The sequence below is a fragment of the Pseudomonas sp. 43mfcvi1.1 genome (assembly GCF_900115935.1).
In the GTDB taxonomy this organism is placed as follows: domain Bacteria; phylum Pseudomonadota; class Gammaproteobacteria; order Pseudomonadales; family Pseudomonadaceae; genus Aquipseudomonas; species Aquipseudomonas bijieensis.
The window spans coordinates 273,495-295,598 of the sequence record NZ_UETT01000005.1 but is presented as its reverse complement, the minus strand read 5'-3'; the positions used below and the strand labels follow the sequence as shown (position 1 = coordinate 295,598).

23 protein-coding genes are annotated in these 22,104 nt (G+C 57.2%); 14 read left to right on the top strand and 9 right to left on the bottom strand.

Annotated features, from left to right (window positions below):
* Positions 1 to 37: 37 nt before the first annotated feature.
* The gene (locus DTP52_RS12255) at positions 38 to 397 is read right to left on the bottom strand and encodes a DUF6124 family protein (RefSeq protein WP_109753604.1); all 360 of its coding nucleotides are present in this window, start codon (positions 395 to 397) and stop codon (positions 38 to 40) included.
* Between the two features lie 490 nt (positions 398 to 887).
* On the opposite strand from DTP52_RS12255, the gene DTP52_RS12250 reads away from it, so the two are divergent.
* The 6 genes from DTP52_RS12250 to DTP52_RS12225 all read left to right on the top strand — a co-directional run bounded on the left by DTP52_RS12250 (position 888) and on the right by DTP52_RS12225 (position 3,756).
* Positions 888 to 2,117 carry a colicin E3/pyocin S6 family cytotoxin gene (locus tag DTP52_RS12250; RefSeq protein ID WP_109753603.1) on the top strand — a complete coding sequence of 410 codons (1,230 nt, stop codon included), beginning with the start codon at positions 888 to 890 and terminating at the stop codon, positions 2,115 to 2,117.
* Between the two features lie 7 nt (positions 2,118 to 2,124).
* Positions 2,125 to 2,379 carry a colicin E3-like toxin immunity protein gene (locus tag DTP52_RS12245; RefSeq protein ID WP_109753602.1) on the top strand — a complete coding sequence of 85 codons (255 nt, stop codon included), beginning with the start codon at positions 2,125 to 2,127 and terminating at the stop codon, positions 2,377 to 2,379.
* 58 nt (positions 2,380 to 2,437) lie between these two features.
* Positions 2,438 to 2,686: a pyocin S6 family toxin immunity protein gene (locus tag DTP52_RS12240; protein ID WP_109753601.1), complete on the top strand. Its 249-nt coding sequence runs from the start codon at positions 2,438 to 2,440 to the stop codon at positions 2,684 to 2,686.
* Positions 2,687 to 2,715: 29 nt separating this feature from the next.
* On the top strand, positions 2,716 to 2,970 hold the full coding sequence (locus DTP52_RS12235) for a colicin E3-like toxin immunity protein (RefSeq protein WP_109753600.1): 255 nt from the start codon (positions 2,716 to 2,718) through the stop codon (positions 2,968 to 2,970).
* 90 nt (positions 2,971 to 3,060) lie between these two features.
* Positions 3,061 to 3,291: a hypothetical protein gene (locus tag DTP52_RS12230; RefSeq protein WP_109753599.1), complete on the top strand. Its 231-nt coding sequence runs from the start codon at positions 3,061 to 3,063 to the stop codon at positions 3,289 to 3,291.
* 273 nt (positions 3,292 to 3,564) lie between these two features.
* Positions 3,565 to 3,756, top strand: a complete 192-nt coding sequence (locus DTP52_RS12225) for a hypothetical protein (RefSeq protein ID WP_109753598.1) — start codon at positions 3,565 to 3,567, stop codon at positions 3,754 to 3,756.
* Positions 3,757 to 4,120: 364 nt separating this feature from the next.
* Here the strand turns inward: DTP52_RS12225 and DTP52_RS12220 are convergent, their stop codons facing one another.
* Positions 4,121 to 4,351: a DUF6429 family protein gene (locus DTP52_RS12220; RefSeq protein ID WP_109753597.1), complete on the bottom strand. Its 231-nt coding sequence runs from the start codon at positions 4,349 to 4,351 to the stop codon at positions 4,121 to 4,123.
* 224 nt (positions 4,352 to 4,575) lie between these two features.
* The gene (locus tag DTP52_RS12215) at positions 4,576 to 4,935 is read right to left on the bottom strand and encodes a DUF6124 family protein (protein ID WP_109753596.1); all 360 of its coding nucleotides are present in this window, start codon (positions 4,933 to 4,935) and stop codon (positions 4,576 to 4,578) included.
* A 498-nt stretch (positions 4,936 to 5,433) separates the two neighbouring features.
* Here DTP52_RS12215 and DTP52_RS12210 point away from each other — a divergent pair, with 498 nt between their 5' ends.
* A complete protein-coding gene (locus DTP52_RS12210; RefSeq protein ID WP_109753595.1) occupies positions 5,434 to 6,519 on the top strand; it encodes a sensor domain-containing diguanylate cyclase in 1,086 nt (361 codons plus the stop codon).
* Here the strand turns inward: DTP52_RS12210 and DTP52_RS12205 are convergent.
* The 3 genes from DTP52_RS12205 to DTP52_RS12195 are packed head-to-tail and all read right to left on the bottom strand — an operon-like array spanning position 6,503 to position 12,073.
* Complete coding sequence (locus tag DTP52_RS12205; RefSeq protein ID WP_109753594.1) at positions 6,503 to 8,851, bottom strand: TonB-dependent receptor; 2,349 nt, start codon at positions 8,849 to 8,851, stop codon at positions 6,503 to 6,505. The genes DTP52_RS12210 and DTP52_RS12205 overlap by 17 nt on opposite strands.
* A gap of 1 nt (position 8,852) precedes the next feature.
* Positions 8,853 to 11,240 (bottom strand): 7TM-DISM domain-containing protein, encoded by a 2,388-nt coding sequence (locus tag DTP52_RS12200; RefSeq protein WP_109753593.1) that lies wholly within the window; start codon positions 11,238 to 11,240, stop codon positions 8,853 to 8,855.
* Positions 11,240 to 12,073 carry a helix-turn-helix domain-containing protein gene (locus tag DTP52_RS12195; RefSeq protein ID WP_178082480.1) on the bottom strand — a complete coding sequence of 278 codons (834 nt, stop codon included), beginning with the start codon at positions 12,071 to 12,073 and terminating at the stop codon, positions 11,240 to 11,242. The genes DTP52_RS12200 and DTP52_RS12195 overlap by 1 nt, the downstream gene beginning before the upstream one ends.
* A gap of 199 nt (positions 12,074 to 12,272) precedes the next feature.
* Between DTP52_RS12195 and DTP52_RS12190 the strand changes: the two genes are divergently transcribed.
* Positions 12,273 to 12,677 carry a DUF488 domain-containing protein gene (locus DTP52_RS12190; protein ID WP_109753592.1) on the top strand — a complete coding sequence of 135 codons (405 nt, stop codon included), beginning with the start codon at positions 12,273 to 12,275 and terminating at the stop codon, positions 12,675 to 12,677.
* Between the two features lie 123 nt (positions 12,678 to 12,800).
* Entirely contained in the window at positions 12,801 to 14,309 is a 1,509-nt protein-coding gene (locus tag DTP52_RS12185) for a hypothetical protein (protein ID WP_109753591.1), read from the top strand.
* Between the two features lie 62 nt (positions 14,310 to 14,371).
* Here the strand turns inward: DTP52_RS12185 and DTP52_RS12180 are convergent, their stop codons facing one another.
* Together DTP52_RS12180 and DTP52_RS12175 are read right to left on the bottom strand one after the other, a co-directional pair.
* Positions 14,372 to 14,971 (bottom strand): hypothetical protein, encoded by a 600-nt coding sequence (locus DTP52_RS12180; RefSeq protein WP_109753590.1) that lies wholly within the window; start codon positions 14,969 to 14,971, stop codon positions 14,372 to 14,374.
* 337 nt (positions 14,972 to 15,308) lie between these two features.
* Positions 15,309 to 15,854, bottom strand: coding sequence for a DUF4256 domain-containing protein (locus DTP52_RS12175; RefSeq protein ID WP_109753589.1), 546 nt, complete (start codon positions 15,852 to 15,854; stop codon positions 15,309 to 15,311).
* 448 nt (positions 15,855 to 16,302) lie between these two features.
* On the opposite strand from DTP52_RS12175, the gene DTP52_RS12170 reads away from it, so the two are divergent.
* The 3 genes from DTP52_RS12170 to DTP52_RS12160 all read left to right on the top strand — a co-directional run bounded on the left by DTP52_RS12170 (position 16,303) and on the right by DTP52_RS12160 (position 19,427).
* Positions 16,303 to 17,268, top strand: coding sequence for a hypothetical protein (locus DTP52_RS12170; protein WP_109753588.1), 966 nt, complete (start codon positions 16,303 to 16,305; stop codon positions 17,266 to 17,268).
* A 261-nt stretch (positions 17,269 to 17,529) separates the two neighbouring features.
* Positions 17,530 to 18,672 carry a hypothetical protein gene (locus DTP52_RS12165; protein WP_109753587.1) on the top strand — a complete coding sequence of 381 codons (1,143 nt, stop codon included), beginning with the start codon at positions 17,530 to 17,532 and terminating at the stop codon, positions 18,670 to 18,672.
* Positions 18,666 to 19,427, top strand: a complete 762-nt coding sequence (locus tag DTP52_RS12160; protein WP_109753586.1) for a hypothetical protein — start codon at positions 18,666 to 18,668, stop codon at positions 19,425 to 19,427. The genes DTP52_RS12165 and DTP52_RS12160 overlap by 7 nt, the downstream gene beginning before the upstream one ends.
* A gap of 88 nt (positions 19,428 to 19,515) precedes the next feature.
* On the opposite strand, the gene DTP52_RS12155 is transcribed toward DTP52_RS12160, so the two are convergent.
* A complete protein-coding gene (locus DTP52_RS12155; RefSeq protein ID WP_109753585.1) occupies positions 19,516 to 20,220 on the bottom strand; it encodes a hypothetical protein in 705 nt (234 codons plus the stop codon).
* A gap of 141 nt (positions 20,221 to 20,361) precedes the next feature.
* On the opposite strand from DTP52_RS12155, the gene DTP52_RS12150 reads away from it, so the two are divergent.
* Positions 20,362 to 21,411, top strand: coding sequence for a hypothetical protein (locus DTP52_RS12150; protein ID WP_109753584.1), 1,050 nt, complete (start codon positions 20,362 to 20,364; stop codon positions 21,409 to 21,411).
* Positions 21,412 to 21,563: 152 nt separating this feature from the next.
* The gene (locus DTP52_RS12145) at positions 21,564 to 21,980 is read left to right on the top strand and encodes a VOC family protein (RefSeq protein WP_109753583.1); all 417 of its coding nucleotides are present in this window, start codon (positions 21,564 to 21,566) and stop codon (positions 21,978 to 21,980) included.
* Positions 21,981 to 22,104 lie beyond the last annotated feature (124 nt).

Here is a 22,104-nt window from a genome sequence, read left to right as displayed (position 1 = left end):
TTTTATGCTTTGTGGATTAACGATCCACATGCCCAACCTATCTCACCTCAACAATATCCAACGCCCGATTCGCCAACAGCTCACTCACCTCAATCACCTGCAAAATCCCCAACGCAACACGCCGCCGCGAGCCATCCAGATCAAACGCCAAATCACTGATCATCGCGTTCGCCGAAGCCAGACTCTCACTGAGATTCGCCAGCAAACACTCAGAATCCACACTCGGATCAATCCGAAAAATGGAGTCGGTCTTGTCAGACGTTTCGCTCTTAGGCTTGGGTTTCAGGTAGTAATCCAACGCTCGCGTGGCAGCGTCGTCGATTTTCTTGTTGCGGGCAGACTGAGCACGGGAGACGTGCTCGTTTGTATCGGGGGGATTCGGAGTATCTTTTGCCATCGTCTTGCTTCCTGTAGTTGGAGCCATCACCCGCTCGCGACTAAACGAGGGGAGGCAGCTGTACGCAGGTTAGTCGACCGGGGAAACAAGAAACCGGCGCGTCCGAGGACGCCCTGCGCACAGCCACCATCGAGAGCAGGATGGGAATCCTGACTGGATGACGCCTTGCACAACCTGTTTCACCCTGGGCGACTAAACCCGATCACTGATGAGCAGTGACAGGTCCCAAACTACCGACGCCACCCAAGGCGCACAAGCCGGGGGATTCTGGCGTAGTTGTAGGCAAAGGCGCAAGGCGACGTCGGCTGGCGAGTTGCGGTTGCCCAATGGCTGACAGCCCTAGCTGACGCTTCAGATTATTCAGGCCCTCAATAGCCAGCCCTACCTGTATTGAGGAAACCGGAACACCTACTTCAAGAAACCTCCTACATCGCGCCCCTCTCTTCCCGCGTTAGCGTCTGCGCTGCATTTAGCGGACGAGACTCACTACGTGGCGACACGCAAAAAAGACATCCCCCAGGTCCGAAACCCGCCCGGGGGCGACGGGCATCACGTCACCTATCGGGACATGACGGCCACCGAACTAGCCGAGCGCGAAGCCCGACAGCAGGCTCATGAAGCCATGCTCGCCCGGCAGGCAGCCTATGAACAGGAACGCTGGGCCACGGTGGTCAAGAAGCCTGTATTCACCATGACTGGAAGCGTGTTTGCCAAAAGCTGCAAGCTGCCCAACGGCATCATCGATTACAGCAACCCCAGCGGCTACGTCCCGGCGGATCTGGTCAAGCAGTACGGCGATCTTATGTGGCTCGGCGGTCGAAGCGCCGATCCATCCGGCGCCATTCCTCTCAAGCGGATTGGCGCGGGCTCGGTTCCGGTTAACTTGGGTCGACTCGCGCTGGGCGGTTCGGCAACTTCTGCGGCTGCAACTGCCGGCGGTACCGTCGGCGCGGCCCTGCTGACCGGTGTCGTTGCCCTGCTCTGGCCGTCCAGCCTGGGCGACAGCGCGCTTTATAGCGAAGACCAGCTACGTGACCTCAAGCAAGCCCGCAGCCGCATGCGCTTGAGCGTCGAGCAGCAGGCTGATGGCAGTCTCAAGGGGTATGGCTTCTATACCGGCCAGCATCCCGATTGGGAAATGGTCGACGTTGTCCAGTTCACCCCGCGAGCCGATCAGTTCATCGCCGACCTGGGTGATGGGATTGAACTGATCTGGACGCCGGCTACTAATCCGACTGACACACTTGGCGTTCCTGCCCTGGAAGCTGCGCCCCAAGCACCGCCTATTTGGATCTATCCGCCGACGCCGATGGCTGACAGCATCATCGTCGACCCGATCTATCCGCCGGAGTACAAGGATTTCATTCTGGTGTTTCCGGCGGACTCGGGGGTCCGACCGGTTTATGTGGTTTTGAGTGTTCGTCGAAAGGGCATGACCGAGACCGGCCACGACTATCACCCAGCCCCGAAAACACATGAAATTATTGGCTTTCCTGGCTTGAAAACAGGCGTAAAAAAGACACCCGTGCAAGGAGGTGGAGGCCTACGGCATCGCTGGCTTGATGCTAAGGGCAGAACAATTTATGAATGGGATTCTTCACATGGCGAATTGGAAGCCTATCGCTCAAGCGATGGAAGCCATTTAGGGGCGTTCGATCATATTACTGGCGAGCAGACAGATGGCCCCAAAAAAAACCGTAATATCAAAAAATATTTGTGAGGATCAAATGGGACTCAAACTCAGACTTGAATGGTTTAGCAAGCAAACCGAATCCTACGAAGGAGAAGAGTATTCAAAAGACTTGGGCGAGGACGGCACGGTCATTGAAGCCTTAGGGATCCCAATCGAAAACAACATAAATAACGGAGGCTTTAATGTCCCACAAGAATGGATAAAAATTCTCCAACCTTATTTTCAGCATTCAATTGATTGGCCCACCTACATCTATCAGGTCTCCTTCGATTATCGAGACAGTTGGTAGCTACAGAGACAGTAGCCAGTAAAAACTAACCTGCCTTCAGGCCACAAAGCGAAATAACATGCCTTACCTCTCAATAACAGGTTTCTACCAAGACGACAAAAAGGACGACTCATTACAGTTCGAGATTTATATAGAGGACCCTGAACAAAACGAAGCGCTGGCGCAAATAACTGAAGCCAAACCCTTCAACGAAATTGAACCAGGAGAGCTGGAGATAACAGAAGAACAATTCAGAGAAATAGAAAAGGTTCTAGGTATAAAATTTCCTGCGGGACTGGAGTATTACATCGAAACTTGCGCCGACTAGCCCCCAGCAGAAACCGGGAGAAAAGCCGAATGGGAGTAAAATTAAGACTTGATTGGTACGACAAAAAAAACGAGCTGGGTGCAGGCAAAGAATACTCGAACGATAGGGGGGATAATTTATCGGTAATCACCGCGTTGAATCTGGAAAGCGAACCAGAAATATATGACGGAGGTTTTGATGTGCGCGCCGAATGGATACCTATCATCCAGCCCTTCTTTGCCCATCCAATCGAACCAAAAATATTCGACTATCAAATTGCATTTCGGTACAGAACCAATTGGTAAAACTAGTACTACATACAAGGCCAATATCTCGAAAAAATTGATAGCTGGCGAGTAAACTAAACCCGACCTCCCGACAAAGAAAGTAGAGAAATGAAGCCCATCGTTGAAATTTTTGACATGACTACTGAAGAGTTGATAATGACGGTAGAAGTCCCAATCGCCTATATGGACCAGTTGGCCGCACTTATGGGCTGGACAAAGCCTGAAGATTTTTGTTTTGGCTATGATCTGTTACCAGAACAGATAAAGACGATAGAAGAGTGGACTCACACAACAATTCATGGTGATAGCCGCATCATTCAAATTGTCTGTCTTGAATAAGGCTGAAGAGTTTTGACGAATACGACCATTTAACACAGAACCATTCAACGAGAAAATGCCCCAATCCCCACCTACACATAACCAATCATTCTAGCCCTCAGCAAAACTATCCCCAAAAAAACTAATAACCTGTCATTCCTGACAGTATGCAGCTGGGCATGCCTACCTTATGTTTCATTAGTCTCAAGCAAAGGAAGGCCTTGAGTATCCAACAATCCGCGGCGACTCGTTGCTTAAGGCTCAAAAAATGCTGCCTGACTGGAGGAGATAATCATGATGACTAAAGAAGAATTCGCGGGCTTCAATGCTGGCGATAAGGTGGAGATCAGGCTCGACCCCAACTCGAGAGCAACCCAATGGGTTTATTTTCATGAGATTTTTGCCGAGCGCCTGGAATATCATGATTTGAATTACAGGGAGTATTCGGTTGAACTTTCGGCACTTACATCTCCGACAGATTCTTAATCGCCGAAATGGATGATTGTAGCGATCCTTATGTCCAATCGGCGCCAACAGGAGTTGGGCGGGTTGGATTTTCAGAAAATAAAAATAAAATAAAAATCAGAAGCTAGGGGTGTGGATTTATTACAGAAGGTCTTATTGGACAAGACATTCTCCTTATACATCGACAGCTGAGCTACTACAGATTAGAAGGGCAGACAAATGCGAAACTTACCCACAACGGGCTTTTACTTAGATAAAAAACGACGTTTCCTTGCCACTTCAAAGATCCATTAAAGATGGAAATTTAATGCAGCATTAGCTGAACCTAGGCTTTCGACAGGGTTTGCTATGGCTTCTGGCGATCCATCACGATATGGCGCCCCTCTCAACGCTCCTTCCCAAACAACCGCTCGGCAATCTGCCGACCTCGCTCCAACCCTTCGTCCGTCAACCAGATCGACTTGTTCTTGTTTACCGGATCGCTGATGAGGCCTTGCTCATGCAATCGGTTCATGACCTCGAAGTCAAAACCTTTCCAGGTGTTGCCGCTGTCGGAGCTGAAGGCTGCCAACAAGGCAAGCACAGCTTCTTCTATCAATTTGTCGTCGTATTCCATGGTCGCTGCTCCGCTCGTGTTTAGCCGGTAGCGCTCAACTCGTGCATTAGCGCCCCTGACCTTCTCTGCTCATGAGCAGAGAGTTTAGCCATCCGGCAGGGCTTGTTGGTCGCTATCCAACATTTGAATGCCTGGTTGCCAACCTCACCGGCTTGCTCCAACGCCAAGGTGGCAGGAAAGGTCGAGCTATGCAGACCTTTCCTGTACTGAGGCGAACGCCTCGGCTACCTCACCTCAACAATATCCAAAGCCCGATTCGCCAACAGCTCACTCACCTCAATCACCTGCAAAATCCCCAACGCCACATGCCGCCTCGATCCATCCAGATCAAACGCCAAATCACTAATCATCGCGTTCGCCGAGGCCAGATTCTCACTGAGGTTCGCAAGCAAACACTCAGAATCAACCCCAGGGTCAATCCGTAAAATGGAGTCGGACTTATCAGACGTTTCGTTCTGAGGCTTGGGCTTCAGATAAAAATCCAACGCTCGCGTGGCAGCGTCGTCGATTTTCTTGTTGCGGGCGGACTGGGCGCGGGATGTGGGTTCGTCTGCCGCAGGAGGATTCGGAGTCACTTTTACCATCTTCTTGCTTCCTGTCATTGGAGCCATCACCCACTCGCTGCTAAACGATGGGAGGCAGCTGTACGCAGGTTAGCAGACCGGGGAAACAAGAAACCGGCGCGTCCGGGGACGCCCTGCGCACAGCCACCATCAAGTGCAGGATGGAGATTCCTGACTGGATGACGCCTTGCACAACCTGTTTCACCGCGAGCTGCTAAACCCGATCACTGATGAGCAGTGACAGGCCCCAAACTACCGACGCAACTCCAGGCGAACAAGCCGGCGGATTCTGGCGTAGTTGTAGGCAAAGGCGCAAGGCGACGTCGGCTGGCGAGTCCCGTCTGCCCAATGGCTGACAGTCCCGACTGACGTTCCTACACCCCACCCAAAAAATCTTTCCAATCCATCCCTTCCCGCAAAGCTCCCATCCGCTCCAGCAAAGCTCCCCATCAATTCCCACCTCGATAATGCTTTCTTCAATCACCCCCTACCGCTGCAACCGAGCACCGCGTACCCCCCATGAACCTACGCACCTTCATCCGGAGCCACTGCCACAACTCCAGGCTCGCCACGAACGCCCTGACCCGGCTGCACAAGGCGCTGTCCTCCCTGGCCGGTTATCTGGCGCAGCAAGGTTTCGATTCCAATACATGGCCGACCACCCGTGATGAAGCCACACTGGACCGTCGCCTCAACACCGTCTGCCCAGAACTCGCCGCCACCGTGTTCAGCCACGCCCGCGAAGGCATCATCCTGGTCGACCCTTTCGGGCGGGTCATCGCCGTGAACGAGGCCTTCACCCGGCTCACCGGTTACGGGCAGGAAGAGTTGAAGGGGCGTGACTTGAACTCCCATCGCATGGTACGGCGGCTCGCGGCGTTTTATGGGCCGATGAAGAACGCGTTGGATTTCCACGGCCACTGGTCCGGCGAAATCCAAAGCAACCACAAGGACGGCCGGGAGATGACGTCGCGAATCAGCATCAGTGCCGTGCATGACCGGCACGGCAATGTTCAGCACTACGTAGCGCTGCTCAGCGACATGACGCAGATGAAGCAGCGTCTGCAGTTGCTGGAACGCGACGCCCGGTATGACGCGCTCACGCAACTGCCCAATCGCTTGCTGCTGGCCGAGCGGATGCGCCAGGCGTTGGGCAGGGCGCGCATTCATCAGCAGAAGGTGGCCATCGCGTTCATTGACCTCGATGGGTTCAAGGCGCTGAACGACAGTTATGGCCATGACTGGGGGGACCGGGTGTTGCAGATTGTCGCGGCGCGGATCAATGCGACGTTGCGTGAGGGCGATACGTTGGCGCGGCTGGGGGGTGATGAGTTTGTCGCGGGGGTGGTGGGGTTGCAGGCGGTGGAGGACAGCGAGCCGTTGCTCAAGCGGATGCTGGCGGCGGCGAATGCGCCGATTTTGATTGGTGCGCAGACGGTGGAGATTGCCGCGAGTATCGGGGTGGCGTTTTTTCCTGAGCATGGCCATGAAGTCGATGGGCTGATCAGCAAGGCGGATCAGGCGATGTACCTGTCGAAAAAGGCCGGCGGGAATCGTTTGGCGTTTTGTCCGACGCGGTTTATTTCCCTCAATAGCGAAGTCTGACGGTGGTACCGGCGGTTCGTTCGGCGCCGGTCATGACGCCGTAGTCGCCGGAGCCGAGCAGTGAATACACGGCGGTGATGTACTGGCGGTCGAAGACGTTGCGCACCCAGCCTTCCACTTCCCAGGCGCGGTCCTGGCTGCGCAGGCCCAGGCGCAGGTTGGTGAGGCCGTAGCTGGGTTGATAGCTGCCTTCGCCGCCTTCGAGGGTGCCGGAGTAGCCGGTGCGGAAGCTGTAGTCGACGCCGCTGTAGGCTTCCAGCCCGTAGGGCAGCGGATGGCTATGGTCGAGGCCGCTGCTGAGGCTCCATTGCGGCGCGTTGTAGAGGCGCTCGCCGCTGAGGTCGCAGGTCCATTGGCCCGACTCTGGTGGGCACGGTGCGTTGGGGAAGCTGCGGTAGCGGGCGTCGCTCCAGGCCAGGCCCAGGCGCCAGGTGAGTTGCGGGTGAAGTTGCCAGGCGGAATCGAGTTCGATGCCGCGCAGGCGGACTTTGCCGACGTTGATCAGGTTGTCTCGCAGCGGGGGGGCGAACACCGACGTGGGCGGGCTGTAGGTGAGCGCCTGGTAGTTGTCGACGTCGGTCTGGTAGACGGCGAGATCGAGCAATGCGCGCTCATCCCAGAAGCGCGTTTTCATGCCCAGCTCCAGCGACGTGGCGCGTTCCGGTTCGAAAGTGGGCGCGGTGAACGGGCCGACCACGTCGAAGTTGATGCCGCCGGCCTTGTAGCCCCGCGACCAGCTCACATAACCCATCACGGCATCGCTGAAGCGGTAACTGGCGCTGGCGAGGCTGGAGATATTGTCTTCCTCGATCGAATCCTCACGGTAGTAACCGCCACCAAGGGCGATGTCGCGCAGCAATTGCCCACCCGACTGGAACACCGGTGGCAAGCCGGTCAGCGGGGCCAGGTTGCTGACGTCGCGGGAGATCCAGCCGTCCTTGCGCTCCTGGCTGTAGCGCAAGCCGCCGGTGAGCTCCAGCGGCTCAATCGGACGCCAGGAGAGCTGGCCGAAAATCGCCCGGCTGTCGCCTTTCTGTTCACCGTCATAGCGTTGCCGGGCGCCGTCGAGCAGCATGGCCGGCACCTGGCTCGGATCGGTGATGTTAATGCCCAGTTTCTTCAGTTGCTCCACTTGATCGCCGACGAACCAGGGCGCGGCGTCCTTGCCGAATTCGGTGCCGATCCCGCGGTCGAGCTGTTGGCGCAGGTAGTAGAGCCCGGCGACATAGTCGATGGACGAGCCGGCCGTGCCGGACAGGCGCCATTCCTGGCTGAACTGGCGGTGGCCCAGCTCGGTTTCGGACTGGATCACCGACAGCGCGGTGCTGTCGGTGTCGCGGGTGGCGCGGTAGTCCCAGTCGCGGTAGGCGGTGATGCTGGTGAAGCGCATCGCCTCGTCCAGGTCCCAATTCAATTCCAGTGAGACACCGTTTTGCAGGGTTTGCGGATGACCTGGCGCGTCGATCCGGGTTTCGCGTTGGTAGGGGTCGGGCTCGGTCAGCGGGTAGCCGAAGAATTTGGCGCGCTTGCGGGTTTGCTCGCTGTAGTGATTGACCAGCAGGACGTTGCCGGCTTCGTTTTGCTCGGCATAGTCAGCGATCAGGCGGGCGCTGAAGTCGGTGTTCGGCGTCCACAGCAACTGGCCGCGCAGGCCTTGGCTGTCGGTGTCGCCGAGGCGAGCACCGTCTTGCAGGTTTTCCACCGCGCCATCGGTGGAGCTGTCGAAAATGTTCAGTCGCCCAGCCAGCACATCGTCCTGCAACGGCCCGGAAATCGTCCCACGAAACTCACGCAAACCGTGTTCACCGTAGCTGGCTTCGAGGTTGGCTTCGGGCTGGAACGTCGGTTGCCGGGTGACGATGTTCAACGCGCCCGCGGTGGTGTTCTTGCCGAACAAGGTGCCTTGCGGCCCGCGCAATACTTCGATGCGCTCGATGTCCATCAACTCGGTGAAGGCCATGCCCTGGCGCGCCTGGTAGACACCATCGACGTAGGTGCCGACGCTGCCTTCCAGGCCATCGTTGTAGGCGGTCGCGCCGAACCCGCGCAGGCCGAAGCCGGCATAGCGAGAGTCGTGCCCGGACACCACCAGGCCGGGGACGCGCTGTTGGATGTCTTGCAGCCGATGCAGGCCGGCCTCGTCCAGTTGCTCGCCGTAGAGGACGTTGATCGGGATCGGCACGTGCTGCGGATCTTCTTCACGGCGGCGAGCGGTGACCGTGGTCGCGTCGAGCGTGAGGGCGCTGGGTGCCTCTTGTTCGGCATGGACCGACAGCCAAGGCAACATCAAAACGCCGCCAAGCAGGAGCAGCCGGTAACCCAAACCCGGCATGCTAGTGCTCCTGAGCCAATGCGCGAGGTACCGTGTCCGGGCAGGCCAGTGCCTTCACGCACGCCAGCAATTCGCGACTGTCGGCGGGCTTGAGCACGACCGCATCGAAGGCCAGATCGTTTGGGTAACCCTGCGGCCTGCGTGGCGGGACGGCCGAATAAAGCATCGCCGGCAGATCGGGCCAACGGTCGCGCACCTGGCGCAGCAGCTCCCAACCGTCCATGCCGGGCATCATCTGGTCGCTGATCAACAGGTCCACCGGCTGCTGCGCCAGGCAGGCCAAGGCGTCGTCGCCATTCGCCGCCATGCTCACGTCAAAACCGTAACCGGCCAGCAGGTCGTAGAGCCATTCGCTGTTCTGCTCGACGTCGTCCACCAGCAGGACATGCTTGCCCTGGCCATCGAGCGGCGTGACGTTGTTGTCGACGATGCCGTTTTCGAGGTCGTGTTCCTCGGCGCATTTGAGTTGCAGGCGAAAACTGAAGTGGCTGCCCTGCCCGGTGGCCTGGGGTTCGAGGCGGCTGTCCATGCGCTCCAGCAGTTGGGTGACGATGGACAAACCCAGCCCGCTGCCTTCATAGCGTTGCGCATTGCGACCGCGACGGAACGGTTGCAGCAGTTGTTCGAACTCCTGCGGGTCGATGCCGATTCCGGTGTCGATCACACTGAAGCGAAGTTCCACGGTGTCAGGAGCCGCCCCGGGGCAGGCGCTCACTTCGAAACGGATCTGGCCGTTGCGGGTGAATTTTGCCGCGTTCGCCAGGAGGTTCATGAGGACCTGTCGAAGGCGTTTGAAATCGGCCTCCACGAGCGGTGGCAGGTCATCCGCCAGCACCGCTTCGAACGTGTTGCCCTGGCGCGCGGCAAGAAAGCCCGCCTCGTCTGCGATCTCTTTCAGGAAACCGTACAAATAGCCTGCGGCGAGGGTCAGTTGCATCTGCTCCAACTCGCCACGGGAGAACTCGAGCATTTCGTCGATCAGCTCCAGTTGCTGGCGGGCGTTGCGCTCGATCGTGGCCTGATAGTCACGGTTGGGCCCGGCGTGCAACAGGCGCGCGTAGTCGATGATGCGCACCAGCGGCGAGCGCAGGTCATGGCTGATGCGGGCCATCAACGCACTGCGGGCCGCCAGGGATTCGCGCAACTGCGCCGTGCGCAGCGCCACGGTGCTTTCCAGGCGTTCGTGCTCGGCCTGGCGTTGTTGTTCGAGGCTGGACAGGGCGTGTTTTTCCCGGTTGCGGCTGCGGCTGACTTCCATGATCAATGTGCACACCAGCAACGCCACGCCCGGCAACGTGGACGATAAGCTGTATTTGCTTTGCGGCGACTGCCAGAGCAACTGTTCCTGGGGGAAGAAATACCGCATCGACAATTGCGCAAGCAGCAGCCCGGGTACCAGCCAGGCCATCCAGTTGTAGCTGAGCCGCCCGCGCCAGGCCATGAACAGCGTGGCAAACAGCGCACCGTAGAAACTCAACATGGATATCTGGACTATCTGCGCGCCCTGGACCGGATCGACCTTCAGCCACCAGAGTCGGCCGAAGACACAGCCCAGCAAAGGTATCCAATAGCTCCAGCCAACGACTTTGGGCAATCGGGAAACCTGTAGCAGCACACGCATGTAGGCCAGGAAAAGAACGAACGCGATCGCGCTGGTGCAGACCAGCAGCTCGCGTGTCCAGCTGAGCGCCGCCGGCCAGTAGATCAGGTAGCCGTTCAAGATGCAGGTCAGCAGGATGTAGCTCAGTACCGCCCCCGCATTCACGGAAAGCAGTCGGGAGCGGAGAATCCAGCCGACAATGAGGCCGAACGGGACGACCAGCAGGACGATGCCCAAGGTGAGCCCATCGCTCAGGTAAGTCCGTTGCTGACTGCGCAGCAGCGCCGGTTCGGCCCACAATTGCGGCTCCAGCAGCATCTGGAAATTGCTTGCCACCCGGACGTACAACGTGACGTTCCGCCCTGCCGCCAGCGTGACTGGAAACGCCGGCTGACGTACCGTCGGCTGGGGCCATTCGGCCAAGGGATGGGCAACTCCGGCATGAGCATCACGCCCCGGTTGGTAGACGCGGATATCCTCCAGGCGCGGCGCCCCGACCACCAGCAAGCGCGAACACGCCACGGGGCTTGAGTTGGTGAGCTGCACTTTCAACCAGAAGGCCGAGCGGCTATAGCCTTGCGTCGGCCAGCTCGCGGTTGCAGCGTTGAATTGCGTATCGGGCAGTTGAGCGACTTGCTCCAGGCTCAAGCTGGCCTGGGTGTCTTCGAAAATGTTTATGGCGGGCATCAGGTCCAGGTGGTCAGCCTGGCAGACATCCACGGGCGCCGCGCGTAACAGGCCTGCGGACAACATCGCCATCGCCAGCAATAGCACCTGTAGAAGCCGCATCAGGCGTGCCCGGCCGACTCTGCATCGGCAACGCCCAGGGTTTGCTGGCGAAACTGGCTGGGGGTCATGCCGATGCGCTGGCGAAAGGCGGTGGTGAAGTTGCAGGCATTGCGAAAGCCCACCAGATCGGCAACGTCCTGCACGCTCAGGGCGCTTTCGGACAGCAACGCCTGGCCGCGCCGCAATCGCGCGTCGCGAATGTAGGCGAACACGGTCAGCCCCAGGTGTTCGCGAAATATCCGCGAGAGACGTTTCTCATGGGTGCCGACTTTTTGCGCCAGTTGCACCAGCGAAGGCATGTCGTCGAGGTGTTCGTCAATCAAGCGCATCACGACCCGCAGCACGATCTCGTCGCCCTGCGGCTCCGGGTCTGCCGGGTTGTGTTGGCTGGGTGGCGGCGCGCGCCAGGTCAATTGCAGGTGGATCTTGATACGCGCCAGCACTTCCTCGGGGGCGCAGGATTTGGGGATGTAATCGACCCCGCCGACGGTCAGCCCTTCCAGGCGCTCGATTGAGCTGTTGGCCGACGACAGAAACAGGATCGGAATCTGGCGGGTCGACGGTGCCTCACGCAGAAGCCGGCACAGGCTGAAACCGTTCATTTGCGGCATGTGCACGTCCAGCACGATCAGGTCCGGACGCAATGCCAGTGCCCGCTGATAGCCCTGGTGGGCATCGCTGGCCAGGGAAATGCGCCATGGTTGCACCTTGAGCAGGACGAGCGTCGCACGGATATCCTCCGGGACGTCGTCGATCAGCAGAATATGCGGCGGCTCGGCCGACGCCGCGCCTTCAGCCGTAGCCGACTGCCTTTCGTATCGTCCGTCGTCCATGCGCTACGCTCTCTTGTCGTGCGTTTGCCAATTAATTGCCGCAAAGCAAAGGTTTTGCAAAACCAATCGATGGATCGGTGAAAATCGTTATACCGATAGCGGCAGGTCCGGCAAAGACTTGAAGACGCTGGATGCCCCTGACCGCCCCACCGCTGGCGGCCTATGCTGAAACGCTTCCCCTTCGACAGGCAGGTTTTTGATGATTCAGTGCAAACGCGCCTATGAAACAGCGAGCGCCGAAGATGGCGTACGCGTCCTGGTGGACCGTTTGTGGCCGCGCAATTGTCGCAAGGATGCGCTGGCTATTGCCGAGTGGCTACCGGAGGTTGGTCCTTCTCATGAGCTGCGCAAGGCGTTCAAGGCGGGGACGGTTTCGTTCGAGCAGTTCAAGGTGGCTTATCGCAAGGAGTTGGCGGGGCGGCCGGAGCATTGGTGGAAGCTGGTGGATGTTGCGCGGGGTGGGACGCTTACGCTGGTGTATGCGGCCAAGTCGACGGTTGAGAATAATGCCGTGGTGTTGGCGCAATGGTTGGAGGATGAGGTGGAGAAGCGGGCACAAGGGAGTTCGCCGGTTTGCTACTTGTCCGAGTTTCCGGAGCTTTGAGTCACTGGACTAGCTCGCTCCCAAAATGGTCTGTGCCCGGCCAGCCACAGGGTGATGGTTGTCCTTTGGGTATGGTGCACAGCTAAGATGGCGCGCAGAGAAACCAATAGGAAGACAGCCGTGATGCAATCGCCATTTGACCCGCTGGTTCATATCGATTGGAAAACACCGGGCGGCGAGTTGCTCGGGTTGTTGCAGCATTACTATCCCGACATCGATGTGTTTACCGGCCCAGGGTTCGAAGCGTTGTTGGATGAGCTGTCCAACGAGATGCCCGAGGTCTGTTTCGAGGCGTTGGCACCCGTGTTGGCGGGTCAGGGTTATGACTTGTGGAACCTGGATGCCGGTGGCGATGATTACCGGCCGGTGATTGTCCCGGTCGGTCAGCGCGAGGCGTTCGCCCAGCGCTGGCAGGGCCAGCGCGGCGAGCCGAGGTTCACCGCGAGTTTGATCGAGCCGCAGAAACCCGCCCCTGTCGCACGCAAACCGGCCAAACCCAAGCGCAGCAAGGTGAAGTGGCTGCAGGAAGTCCATGACTATCCCGGCGCCACCTATGTGCATGAATACAACTACCGCAACGGTTGGGCCGCGATTACCGAGCAGGACGAAGACCAGTGGCTGTGCTTTCTGATCGATTACAACCCATGGCCGCCCGCCGAGCAGGACATGCTTGAGCATCGAACCGATGGCGTTGATGGCGCTGACCTGACGCTCATCGATGCCAATGCCCAGCGGACGCTGTGGCGCCGCCAGGTCAAGCGCGGTGATTACAGCGCAGATGACCGGTACCAATACGAGATCCGTCAGGGCGATGACATTACGGTGTTCGGACCTGCCGACGTGCAATGGCCAGGCTTTGAAGAGCCCTGCGTGGTGGTGGGTGCCGAGGTATTCGAGCGTCAGCGCATTTACGAACCCGAGCATCTGACGCGGATCTGGCGGATCACGGCGGACAGCAGCGAGGTGATTTTCGAGGACACCGATGACCTGACCATCCTGCCCATCGGCCCTCGCCGCTTGCTGTTCATGCAGCACAACGGCCCCAAGTGCTGGATTTGGCATCAAGACCCGCCGCACCAAACCATCGCCGCCCAACCAATGCCCGCCGACGCCTACAAGCTGCGGGCATCAACCGCGTACCTGGGGGGTGACGAGATTCTGCTGTTCAGCGAAGGCGCACGGCAGAACGTCGAGCATTCGGGTTATCAGGAGACGGTGCTGTTGGCGTGGCGCTTCAACTTCATCACCGGCGCCAAGACCAAGGCGGCGCTGGACGGTTTCGGCAGTGAACTGCGCCAGGACACACGCCTGCTCGTCACCCAGCCCAAGCAGGTCATCACCTTGCGCACGTTTCATGGGCAGCTGCATGTGGCCCGGGGGCATGGGGATTGGTGGGTGTGGAGTTATCGCGCCAATACCTTTGGCACACAGACGCTGGCGTGGTTTTGGAATCAAAACAGCAATGAAGTGGTGAAACTGACCTCAAAGGACATGCCGCGGATCAAGCCGGATGTTCGTTATGTGGCGGCACAGGATCGGTACCTGGCGTTTGAAACCGGGTTTGTGGCGCGGTTGCCGGTGTTTGACGAGATGGTTGAAGCCAAGGGGTGTGAGATCCTGGTTTTTGAGTGACGCATTTTTGCTGCGTGCGAAAAAAACAAGAAAGGGCTCCTGAGAGCCCTTTCCAGCTGACGTTACTCTATGACCGGATACCACGTCGCATAGTTATCGCTAAAGTCGTCCAGCAGAGGAAACTCCTCATTGCGGGCACCTGCCACGACTGCTTTTTTTCGCTCAAAAGCTTCTTTCATGTGCTCCTTGCAGAGCTCAGCAGAGATGTAACACAGTCCGTGCCAGCGATGGCGCCATGCGATTAACTGGCGATCGGTTTCTACGATAAAGACGGTTTTATTAAGCGACTTGCGTAGACGGGGGGCCGACTCGCCATGCAACGACCTGGGCACCCTGACTTCCTGTCCAAATTTGTCCCAGCCCGCCCATTGGCTATAAAACCTTAGCCGAGTGTCGTTGTTGATCGAGAGGAATTCATAGTAAGCGACGTCTGGCTTGGGTTGAGCCACCTCGCAATACCGGCGCATCAGCGTGGTGCTGATATTGCCTATCAGGTCTTCGGGAAGATGTTCTAAGACTTTGCGAAAGTGATGGAAATTATTGAAACCGAACTCTTTGCAGATGTGGGTCAATCGCTGGCAATACGTGTATTCGCCAATGACCGAGACTCGAGCCAATCCTTTAAGGTCGTCGACACACTCAGCAGCACTTGAACGGGACATAGCTCACTCCTTTAGCCAAATCAAAGACGTGCTTCGACTAGCATGCTGCTTGCAGTGGCTAAATAAGTGGGTAAGTTCACTTAGATTTTTCGTATTTCCCATCGCAGCAGGGAGGCTACTTGTGCCTGCACGTATAAAAACACAGAGCCACCTATGACGTAAACCACCTGATGAATCACTCGCTAACGCCGAACCATTGTGGCCAGAGCTTGCTCTCGCTCGGCTGCGCAGCAGTCGTAAAACCTGCCAACTGTTTTTCCTGGCGCGTCCGTGCTGATGGGTTTGGGGCTGCTTCGCAGATCAACGGGAATAAATCCCTTCGCCACAATTCATTGGCTCAAATACGCAGCACGCCACGAAACCCGCGCGCCGCATAATACGACTGCACGCCATTGTGGTAGATGAACACCCGACCATAGCGGTAATCGCCAAAAATCGCTCCATCGAGCGCGCGAAGCTCTGGAGGGGTTGCCAGCCAACTGGACGTCTTCGCATCAAATTCGCCAAGCTTCTGCAGGGCTCGATATTGGTCTTCCGTCAGCAGGGCGATGCCCATCTCTTCGGCCATTTCGATGGCACTGCCTTTGGGTTTGTTCTCCTTGCGCGCATCCAGGGCAGCGCGGTCGTAGCACAGGCTGCGGCGACCGGTCGGGCTCTCCTTGGCGCAATCGCAGAAGGTAACGGCGCCGGTCTTCGGGTCGAGACCAATCACGTCCGGCTCGCCGCCAGTGGCTTCCATGGCCTGGAGGGACTTCAGGGCATTGGGGTGGTTGTCGAGCCGGGTCTGGACGTCGTCCCACTGGATGTCCGGGTGACGGTTCGGGTTTTGTTCGAAGCGGGTTTTCAGGGTTTGGATAAGGTGTTCCAGTTCTGTTTTTTTCATGGCGTTGGCCCGCCGAACAGATCGCTCTGCCCTTTCCATTGAATCATCGAGTGTACTTGGACGGTAAACATGGGGGTTGTTCCGAGAGGGCAATAATAGTGCTCATCAAAATAGACGAGCGCCAACCCGGCTGCCATTTTTCAACGCTGTGCTTTTGAGTCGAGCGACTCATGACAATTCTTGTGGGCGGATTGGCAGAAATGGCCGGGCAAGTAGTCGGCCAAGTACGCGAGATAGACGACGCCGTATCGGGTTGGTGGCTTGTCCAGATACAGGTCGGACGGATAGCATTGAGCCATCACTCACAAGGAAGTCCGAACGTGTCTGGATTGCCCATCTCCCCCATGCCACTCACGGAAGCTTTAACAGCGCCTTCTCCCTCCCGGCTTAAAGAAACAAAGCGCCCGACCTCGCAGGACGCGCCTTTCGTTAAAACGCAGGTAGGCCCATGAGTTCTCCTGACGCGGGTGCCATCGGGCAGCTATCGACGTTTTTCATCATCGTTTTATCCTGCCTTTTCCTCCTGATCATCGCCAAGGCCTTGAGCAAGGTGAATAAAAAAACCAGTCCGGACTCTCAGCTATTCGTTTACGGCGGCATTTTCATCTCCTTCGTCATTATTATTTCGGCCGTATTGATTTGGGGTCGTAAGGATCTTCCCGCCTGGCTTCAGGGTATTGGCAGTATTTACGCAATCATCGTGGCGATACTGGTCTCCCGGCACGAAGGGAGAAACGCCCAGGAAAGAAGCCGGCGAGAACGCGCAGAAGATCACAGACGTGAAGCACAACGGGTCACCGAAGAAAAGATAGAAACGACCAGGGCCATCTATCAAATGGTGCTTCGCGCATTCATGAGCTTTAGCTACGTGCGCGAAAACGCTTATGACCGAAGCCTGGTCGGCAAGGACATTGGCCCGCGCAACGGGGACCCGGACATGAAAATCAAAGCCGGCAAACAGTGGCGCACGCTGGGTTTCAAGGCTTCCGACATTCGCGTACAACTTCGACAACTTGAGGCCTTTGTAGAGCAGTTGGAAAAAATCTCTCCCTTTGAGCACAAGGATGCGGTTCTGGCCCTGCTGACCTCCGAGTTCTGTGCCTCGGTTAAAGTGTTCCTGGCCGATCTGAAAACGGGTTGGAATATCACCAGCAAGCAACCGGCCCCCCTCGGCGGATCGACAATCAAATATCCGCCCGGCGAAAAAAACGCCACCTACACAGAAACCGAAAAACTCATTGGCCTAACGGAATATCTGGCCCATGGGATTTTTCACATGTATCTGGACGAGCCGGAATGCCATCGTATCGAAGAGGTTTTTCTGAGTTGGACAGAAAGGGCGGACAAGATTTTTTCAAGCGGACAACCTCAGAAACCATCCGGGACCGTTGCTTCCACAGAGAATGAGCAATAGATACGGAGTTTGCGAACGTTCGAGATCAAAACGGTGGTGCGAGCTTGCTCGCGATAACGGTGTTTCAGCCAACAAATAGCTGAACGTAAAGCTCGCTCACAAGGGCCAGTCCGTGAAGCAGCGATCGTTGGCGGTCGGCTCAGCTGTTTGTCAGGTAAAGCGACGAGCTGGGCACATCAATATCCACGGCCGATATCACGAATTTTGCACGCTATCACAACCTCTGATATCGTGCTGAAATCCTGATACGAAAAAAACACCATGACAGCTACCCGCCAAGACCATGACTTCCCGGAAAGACCTGACCTGATAGAGCTCAAAGTCTATGTAGAAAGCGTGCTTGGCCTGAAGCTGCGCCTGAAGCCTTGGGAAAACGTCAAGATCCTTCCGTATGCGCTGCGTGACCGATACGAATTTTTCATCACGAATATCTTCAACGCCCAATGCCTGATCCTGAAGGAACGTCCACAGCGCGAAGCCAGCGTTGCGGATGTCGCCAAGCATATCCAGGCCATCCACAACCTCCAGGCCTACAGCAAGTTGCCCGAGACCGGCGACCTGATGATTTTCGTCACCGACACGCTCCCCAGTTATGACCGCAAGCGGCTGGTGGAGAAAGGCGTTCAGTTCATCGTGCCAGGCAATCAACTTTTTCTTCCGGCCTTTGGCATGGATTTACGTGAGTATTACCGCCAGCGCCTGGACAAACCTCAGGTCCTGAGCCCCGCCACCCAGGTCATGCTGATTCAATACCTGATCAAGGGATGGCATCACCCGCTGCTGGTCACTCGCGCGGCCTTCGAGCAGTCCTTCTCCTACGCCAAAATGACCGTCACCCGGGCGATCAAGGAACTGACCGACCTGGACATTGTTAAGCCTGGAAAGGAACTGGGCGAAGCCGCAATCATCTTTCCTTTATCGTCCAAGGAAACCTGGGAGAGAGCGAAAGAGGCCATGCGTACGCCGGTCAAAAAAACACTTTGGCTCAATGCCATTCCGGAGCCTTTCGACACGCCAATGTTGCTGGCGGGAGAAACTGCCCTGGCCGAGATGAGCCTTCTCGCCAGCCCGAAAGCTCCTTGCTTTGCACTGACGGCAGCGCAGTTCGATCAGATTCGAGCGCGCGCGCAGTCTGAAAAAAATGCGGCTTACGGGGACACGTTCGGCGCTTGGGGTTCAACTTCAAAAGCGGCCAAGTCGAAACTCGAGAGCACGGCGCCCTATCTTGAAGTGCCACAAAATCACGCGGCGTGCTGCATCCAGTTCTGGAGTTATGAACCACCGCGCAGCAACATTTCCACGGAGACGGTAGACCCCTTCTCTCTCTATCTGAGCCTCAAGGATGACCATGACGAACGCGTGCAAATGTGCCTCGATGAAATGATGGAGAACGTGAAATGGTAGTGGGTGTCGACCGGTTTCGAGAATACTTCAAGGACTTCCAAGGCAGTTACGTGTTGATCGGCGGGGTGGCCGCTTCGATTGCCATGGAGGAACTGGGTGAAGCATTTCGACTGACCAAGGACCTGGATATCGTCCTGGTCGTCGAGGCACTTGATCGTGCGTTCGTCGGGCAGTTCTGGAAATTCATCAAGGACGGAGGCTATGCCATTCGCCAGAATGGAGAAGGCGATGGGGCCTCCCCGGTTTTCTACCGTTTCCAGAACCCTGAGGACAAATCCTTTCCCGTTCAGGTAGAGCTGTTTTCCCGTGTCCCGGATGGCCTGGAACACGAAGAGGCAGCCCGAATGACCAGGATTCCTGTGCAAGAGCAAGCCGCCAGCCTGTCTGCGATTATCCTGGATGATGAGTACTACGCTTTTCTCCTGACCGGCGTCGATCACACCCGGGAGATCAGCCACATCGGTGCTGATCGGCTCGTTCCGCTCAAAGCCCATGCGTGGCTCAACAAGAAGGCGCAACTTGAACAGGGTATGGCCGTGGACAGCCGCGATATCAAAAAGCACTTCAGGGATGTGATCGTACTGGCTGTCGGCCTTACTGAGGGAATGGCCCAGCTACCTGAGCGATTGGCCCTCGATTTGAAGGCGTTTCTGAGTCAAGTACCTGCTGAGCTCGCGTCAAATCCTCAAGCTTACAAAGGTGTGGACGGCGACCGTTTGATCAAGACCATTCAGGAGGCCTTCAGTCTTGCCTGAATCATGTTTTTCGCACGCTATCAGCCACATTGATAGCGTGCGGATATGTTGTTAAATGGCTGTCTAGAGCCTCAGCTCGACACAAGAACTACCGCTGTGCCTCCCCCTGTGGATAAGCATCACTGACATTCAACGACAACTGCGCTGCCACTTCGTAGCCATCGGCCTTGCTGAAGTTCAACTGGAACTCCTGATAGGCCGGCCCGGCCAACCAGCGGTTGACTTGCAGGTCCTGGTACCTGGAGCTCTCCCCGGGCGTGAGTTGCCCGAACAGCGGGAAGCCTGCATCGGCAAAAATCCGGTCGGCCTCGAACCAGTCCATCTCGTTATCGAACTTCACACTTGAGCCCACCGCCGCCCACGCCTCTGGCGTGACTTTCTGGCCGACGTCCAGGAAGACCACTTTGCTTTCTTTCGCGGCGATCAGGAAGGGCAAGGCAATGGGTGTTCCGGTCGAGTCGAGGAGCTTGGATTTCATACCGGCATACTCGCCACCGCCATCTTCCCTACGCTCCCATATTCGCCAGTCGATGACACTTTCCGGGTTGAAACTGTTGTTGGTGAGGATGATTTTGTAGCGCTGCTTGAAGAGTACGAATGGGAAATCGGCGAAGGGTTTGTAGAACGACACTTTGCTGTGTTCGGCGCCAACCCGGATGATGATCGGCGTTCTGCGGCTGGCGACGCTGTCCTGGTATTGCTGGTAGCTGAAGTAGGCAGAGGCGATGGAGACGATCAGGGCCAGTGTTGCAATGGCATCTGTCCGAGTGAGGGTTTTGAACCATTTCATCATGAGGTGGCGTGTCCAGGCGTTGGTGGCGGCTAAAAGTGGAGACATCGTGAGCAGGCTCGCTCCCACAGGAGGTCGGCGGTGGACGCGATAGTGGCACTTCAGTAGCATTCGCCCACTTTATCGATCCTTCAAGGATGCCCCATGCTCGCCCTGCCTCGCTATCCTGCCCCGTTGCTAGCATTGTCCGCGTTGTTTGTATTGCTCGGCGGTTGCAGCGTCAATGGCAGTTATCCCGATGCCATCGAACCGGACGCCGCCAAGTTGCGGTTCGTTGCCAATACCAGCAACGCCACGCTGGATTATTTCGATGCCGCCCATTGCGACGGGCAAACCACGGGTATTCTCAACAATCTGCTGCTTAGCGATACCGCGCGGCGGGTGGGGATGAGCGTTCCGGCGCCCAAGGATGCCAAGGGCTACCTGGAGGTCAAGCTCAAGCCCGGTGAGCAGATTTACCTGCGCACCAACATGAACAGCGGTTATGCCGTGTGCGGCAAGGGCTTCAACTTTACCCCCGAGGCCAATGCCGAATACGAGGTAACGTTCAAGTCCGAGAAAAATTTCTGCCTGACTCAGTTGCAACGCTTGCAACGAGTCGACGGCAAGGACGTGCGCACACCGATCCCGATCCTGAAAAAAGACTTCCCCGCCTGCGCCGGCCGCAATGCGCTGTTTCCCCAGACTTACCCGGACACGCCTCATCGCCTGGAGCTGATGAACCGGGTCATCGATAAAAGCCTGGTCGTCACCGTGAAGACGGATCCGGCCAAGGAGAAAGTCGAGAGCTATTCGCCAGAGAAACTGGACACGCTGATCAGCGAACGCAAGGCCAAGCTCGGCTTCGACCTGCCGCCTGACTACTGGACGCTGTACCGGGAAAACCTGAAGACGTTTGGCGATGACATGGCGCAGAACAAGGCGCGCTCGCTGGAACGCTTCAAGGACGAATACCAGACGCGCCTGCGGCAGGTGAAGGACGAGCAACTGGAACAGTGGGCATTGCCGAAAAGCACCAATGCCAAGCCGGAAAAGGCCGAGATCGATCTGGACGTCGCGATGATGGTGGAGTACTTCCGGATCGGGAATGGGGTGACGGGCGAAGCGGTAAGTCATCACCTGGAGCGGATGGCGCAGATGGATGAGCGTTACGGGGTATGCGCGCGGTTTGCCGAGTGCTGGAAGCGCAACTAGCAAGACCGCTGCCCCCGAATGCCGAATGTCCCGTGGTCACGATCGCCTGTTCGGCGGTTGCTTTGCACGAGACGAAGTTCTGCGGTGACATTCCGGCATGGGCAGCTATGGTGAAGTAACCCATTGGCGGCATCACTGAACATGAGGCCTGTATGAGGAACTTCACGATCCAGCGCATCGACCATATCGTCCTGCGCGTAAAAGACATCGAGCGCAGCCTGGCTTTCTATACCTCGGTGCTCGGTTGCGAGCTCAAGAAGCGCCGGGACGATCTTGGCATGGTCCACCTTGGCACCGGTGTTTCGATGATTGATCTGGTGGCTGTCGATGGGCCGCTTGGTCGCGAGGGTGGGCCAGCGGCTGGCAAGCAAGGGAGAAATGTCGACCACATCTGCCTGCGCATCGAGCCGTTCGATGAACAAGCCCTCCTCGCTCATTTGGCCTCAGTTGGCCTGAATGTTGAGAAAGCGCAGATGCGCTATGGCGCGGAGGGTAAGGGCTGGTCGATCTACTGCTTCGATCCGGATGGTAATCAGATTGAGCTGAAGGGACCGGCGCTGGAGCCTTGAGCTTCAACTTGGCAGGAACCGCAGGGCGCAAAATCTGTGAACCCGGCGATCAAAAACTGTGGGAGCGAGCTTGCTCGCGATGGCGGTGAATCAGTCAGCAGATTGGTTGGATGTGCCGCCGTCA

Coding starts and splice junctions, on each gene's coding strand:
- DTP52_RS12195 (WP_178082480.1), bottom strand. CDS start 12,073: ATGGACGACGGACGATACGAAAGGCAGTCGGCTACGGCTGAAGGCGCG.
- DTP52_RS12170 (WP_109753588.1), top strand. CDS start 16,303: ATGAGTTCTCCTGACGCGGGTGCCATCGGGCAGCTATCGACGTTTTTC.
- DTP52_RS12215 (WP_109753596.1), bottom strand. CDS start 4,935: ATGGTAAAAGTGACTCCGAATCCTCCTGCGGCAGACGAACCCACATCC.
- DTP52_RS12180 (WP_109753590.1), bottom strand. CDS start 14,971: ATGTCCCGTTCAAGTGCTGCTGAGTGTGTCGACGACCTTAAAGGATTG.
- DTP52_RS12155 (WP_109753585.1), bottom strand. CDS start 20,220: ATGATGAAATGGTTCAAAACCCTCACTCGGACAGATGCCATTGCAACA.
- DTP52_RS12145 (WP_109753583.1), top strand. CDS start 21,564: ATGAGGAACTTCACGATCCAGCGCATCGACCATATCGTCCTGCGCGTA.
- DTP52_RS12160 (WP_109753586.1), top strand. CDS start 18,666: ATGGTAGTGGGTGTCGACCGGTTTCGAGAATACTTCAAGGACTTCCAA.
- DTP52_RS12200 (WP_109753593.1), bottom strand. CDS start 11,240: ATGCGGCTTCTACAGGTGCTATTGCTGGCGATGGCGATGTTGTCCGCA.
- DTP52_RS12165 (WP_109753587.1), top strand. CDS start 17,530: ATGACAGCTACCCGCCAAGACCATGACTTCCCGGAAAGACCTGACCTG.
- DTP52_RS12185 (WP_109753591.1), top strand. CDS start 12,801: ATGCAATCGCCATTTGACCCGCTGGTTCATATCGATTGGAAAACACCG.
- DTP52_RS12220 (WP_109753597.1), bottom strand. CDS start 4,351: ATGGAATACGACGACAAATTGATAGAAGAAGCTGTGCTTGCCTTGTTG.
- DTP52_RS12225 (WP_109753598.1), top strand. CDS start 3,565: ATGATGACTAAAGAAGAATTCGCGGGCTTCAATGCTGGCGATAAGGTG.
- DTP52_RS12245 (WP_109753602.1), top strand. CDS start 2,125: ATGGGACTCAAACTCAGACTTGAATGGTTTAGCAAGCAAACCGAATCC.
- DTP52_RS12230 (WP_109753599.1), top strand. CDS start 3,061: ATGAAGCCCATCGTTGAAATTTTTGACATGACTACTGAAGAGTTGATA.
- DTP52_RS12235 (WP_109753600.1), top strand. CDS start 2,716: ATGGGAGTAAAATTAAGACTTGATTGGTACGACAAAAAAAACGAGCTG.
- DTP52_RS12150 (WP_109753584.1), top strand. CDS start 20,362: ATGCTCGCCCTGCCTCGCTATCCTGCCCCGTTGCTAGCATTGTCCGCG.
- DTP52_RS12255 (WP_109753604.1), bottom strand. CDS start 397: ATGGCAAAAGATACTCCGAATCCCCCCGATACAAACGAGCACGTCTCC.
- DTP52_RS12205 (WP_109753594.1), bottom strand. CDS start 8,851: ATGCCGGGTTTGGGTTACCGGCTGCTCCTGCTTGGCGGCGTTTTGATG.
- DTP52_RS12190 (WP_109753592.1), top strand. CDS start 12,273: ATGATTCAGTGCAAACGCGCCTATGAAACAGCGAGCGCCGAAGATGGC.
- DTP52_RS12175 (WP_109753589.1), bottom strand. CDS start 15,854: ATGAAAAAAACAGAACTGGAACACCTTATCCAAACCCTGAAAACCCGC.
- DTP52_RS12240 (WP_109753601.1), top strand. CDS start 2,438: ATGCCTTACCTCTCAATAACAGGTTTCTACCAAGACGACAAAAAGGAC.
- DTP52_RS12210 (WP_109753595.1), top strand. CDS start 5,434: ATGAACCTACGCACCTTCATCCGGAGCCACTGCCACAACTCCAGGCTC.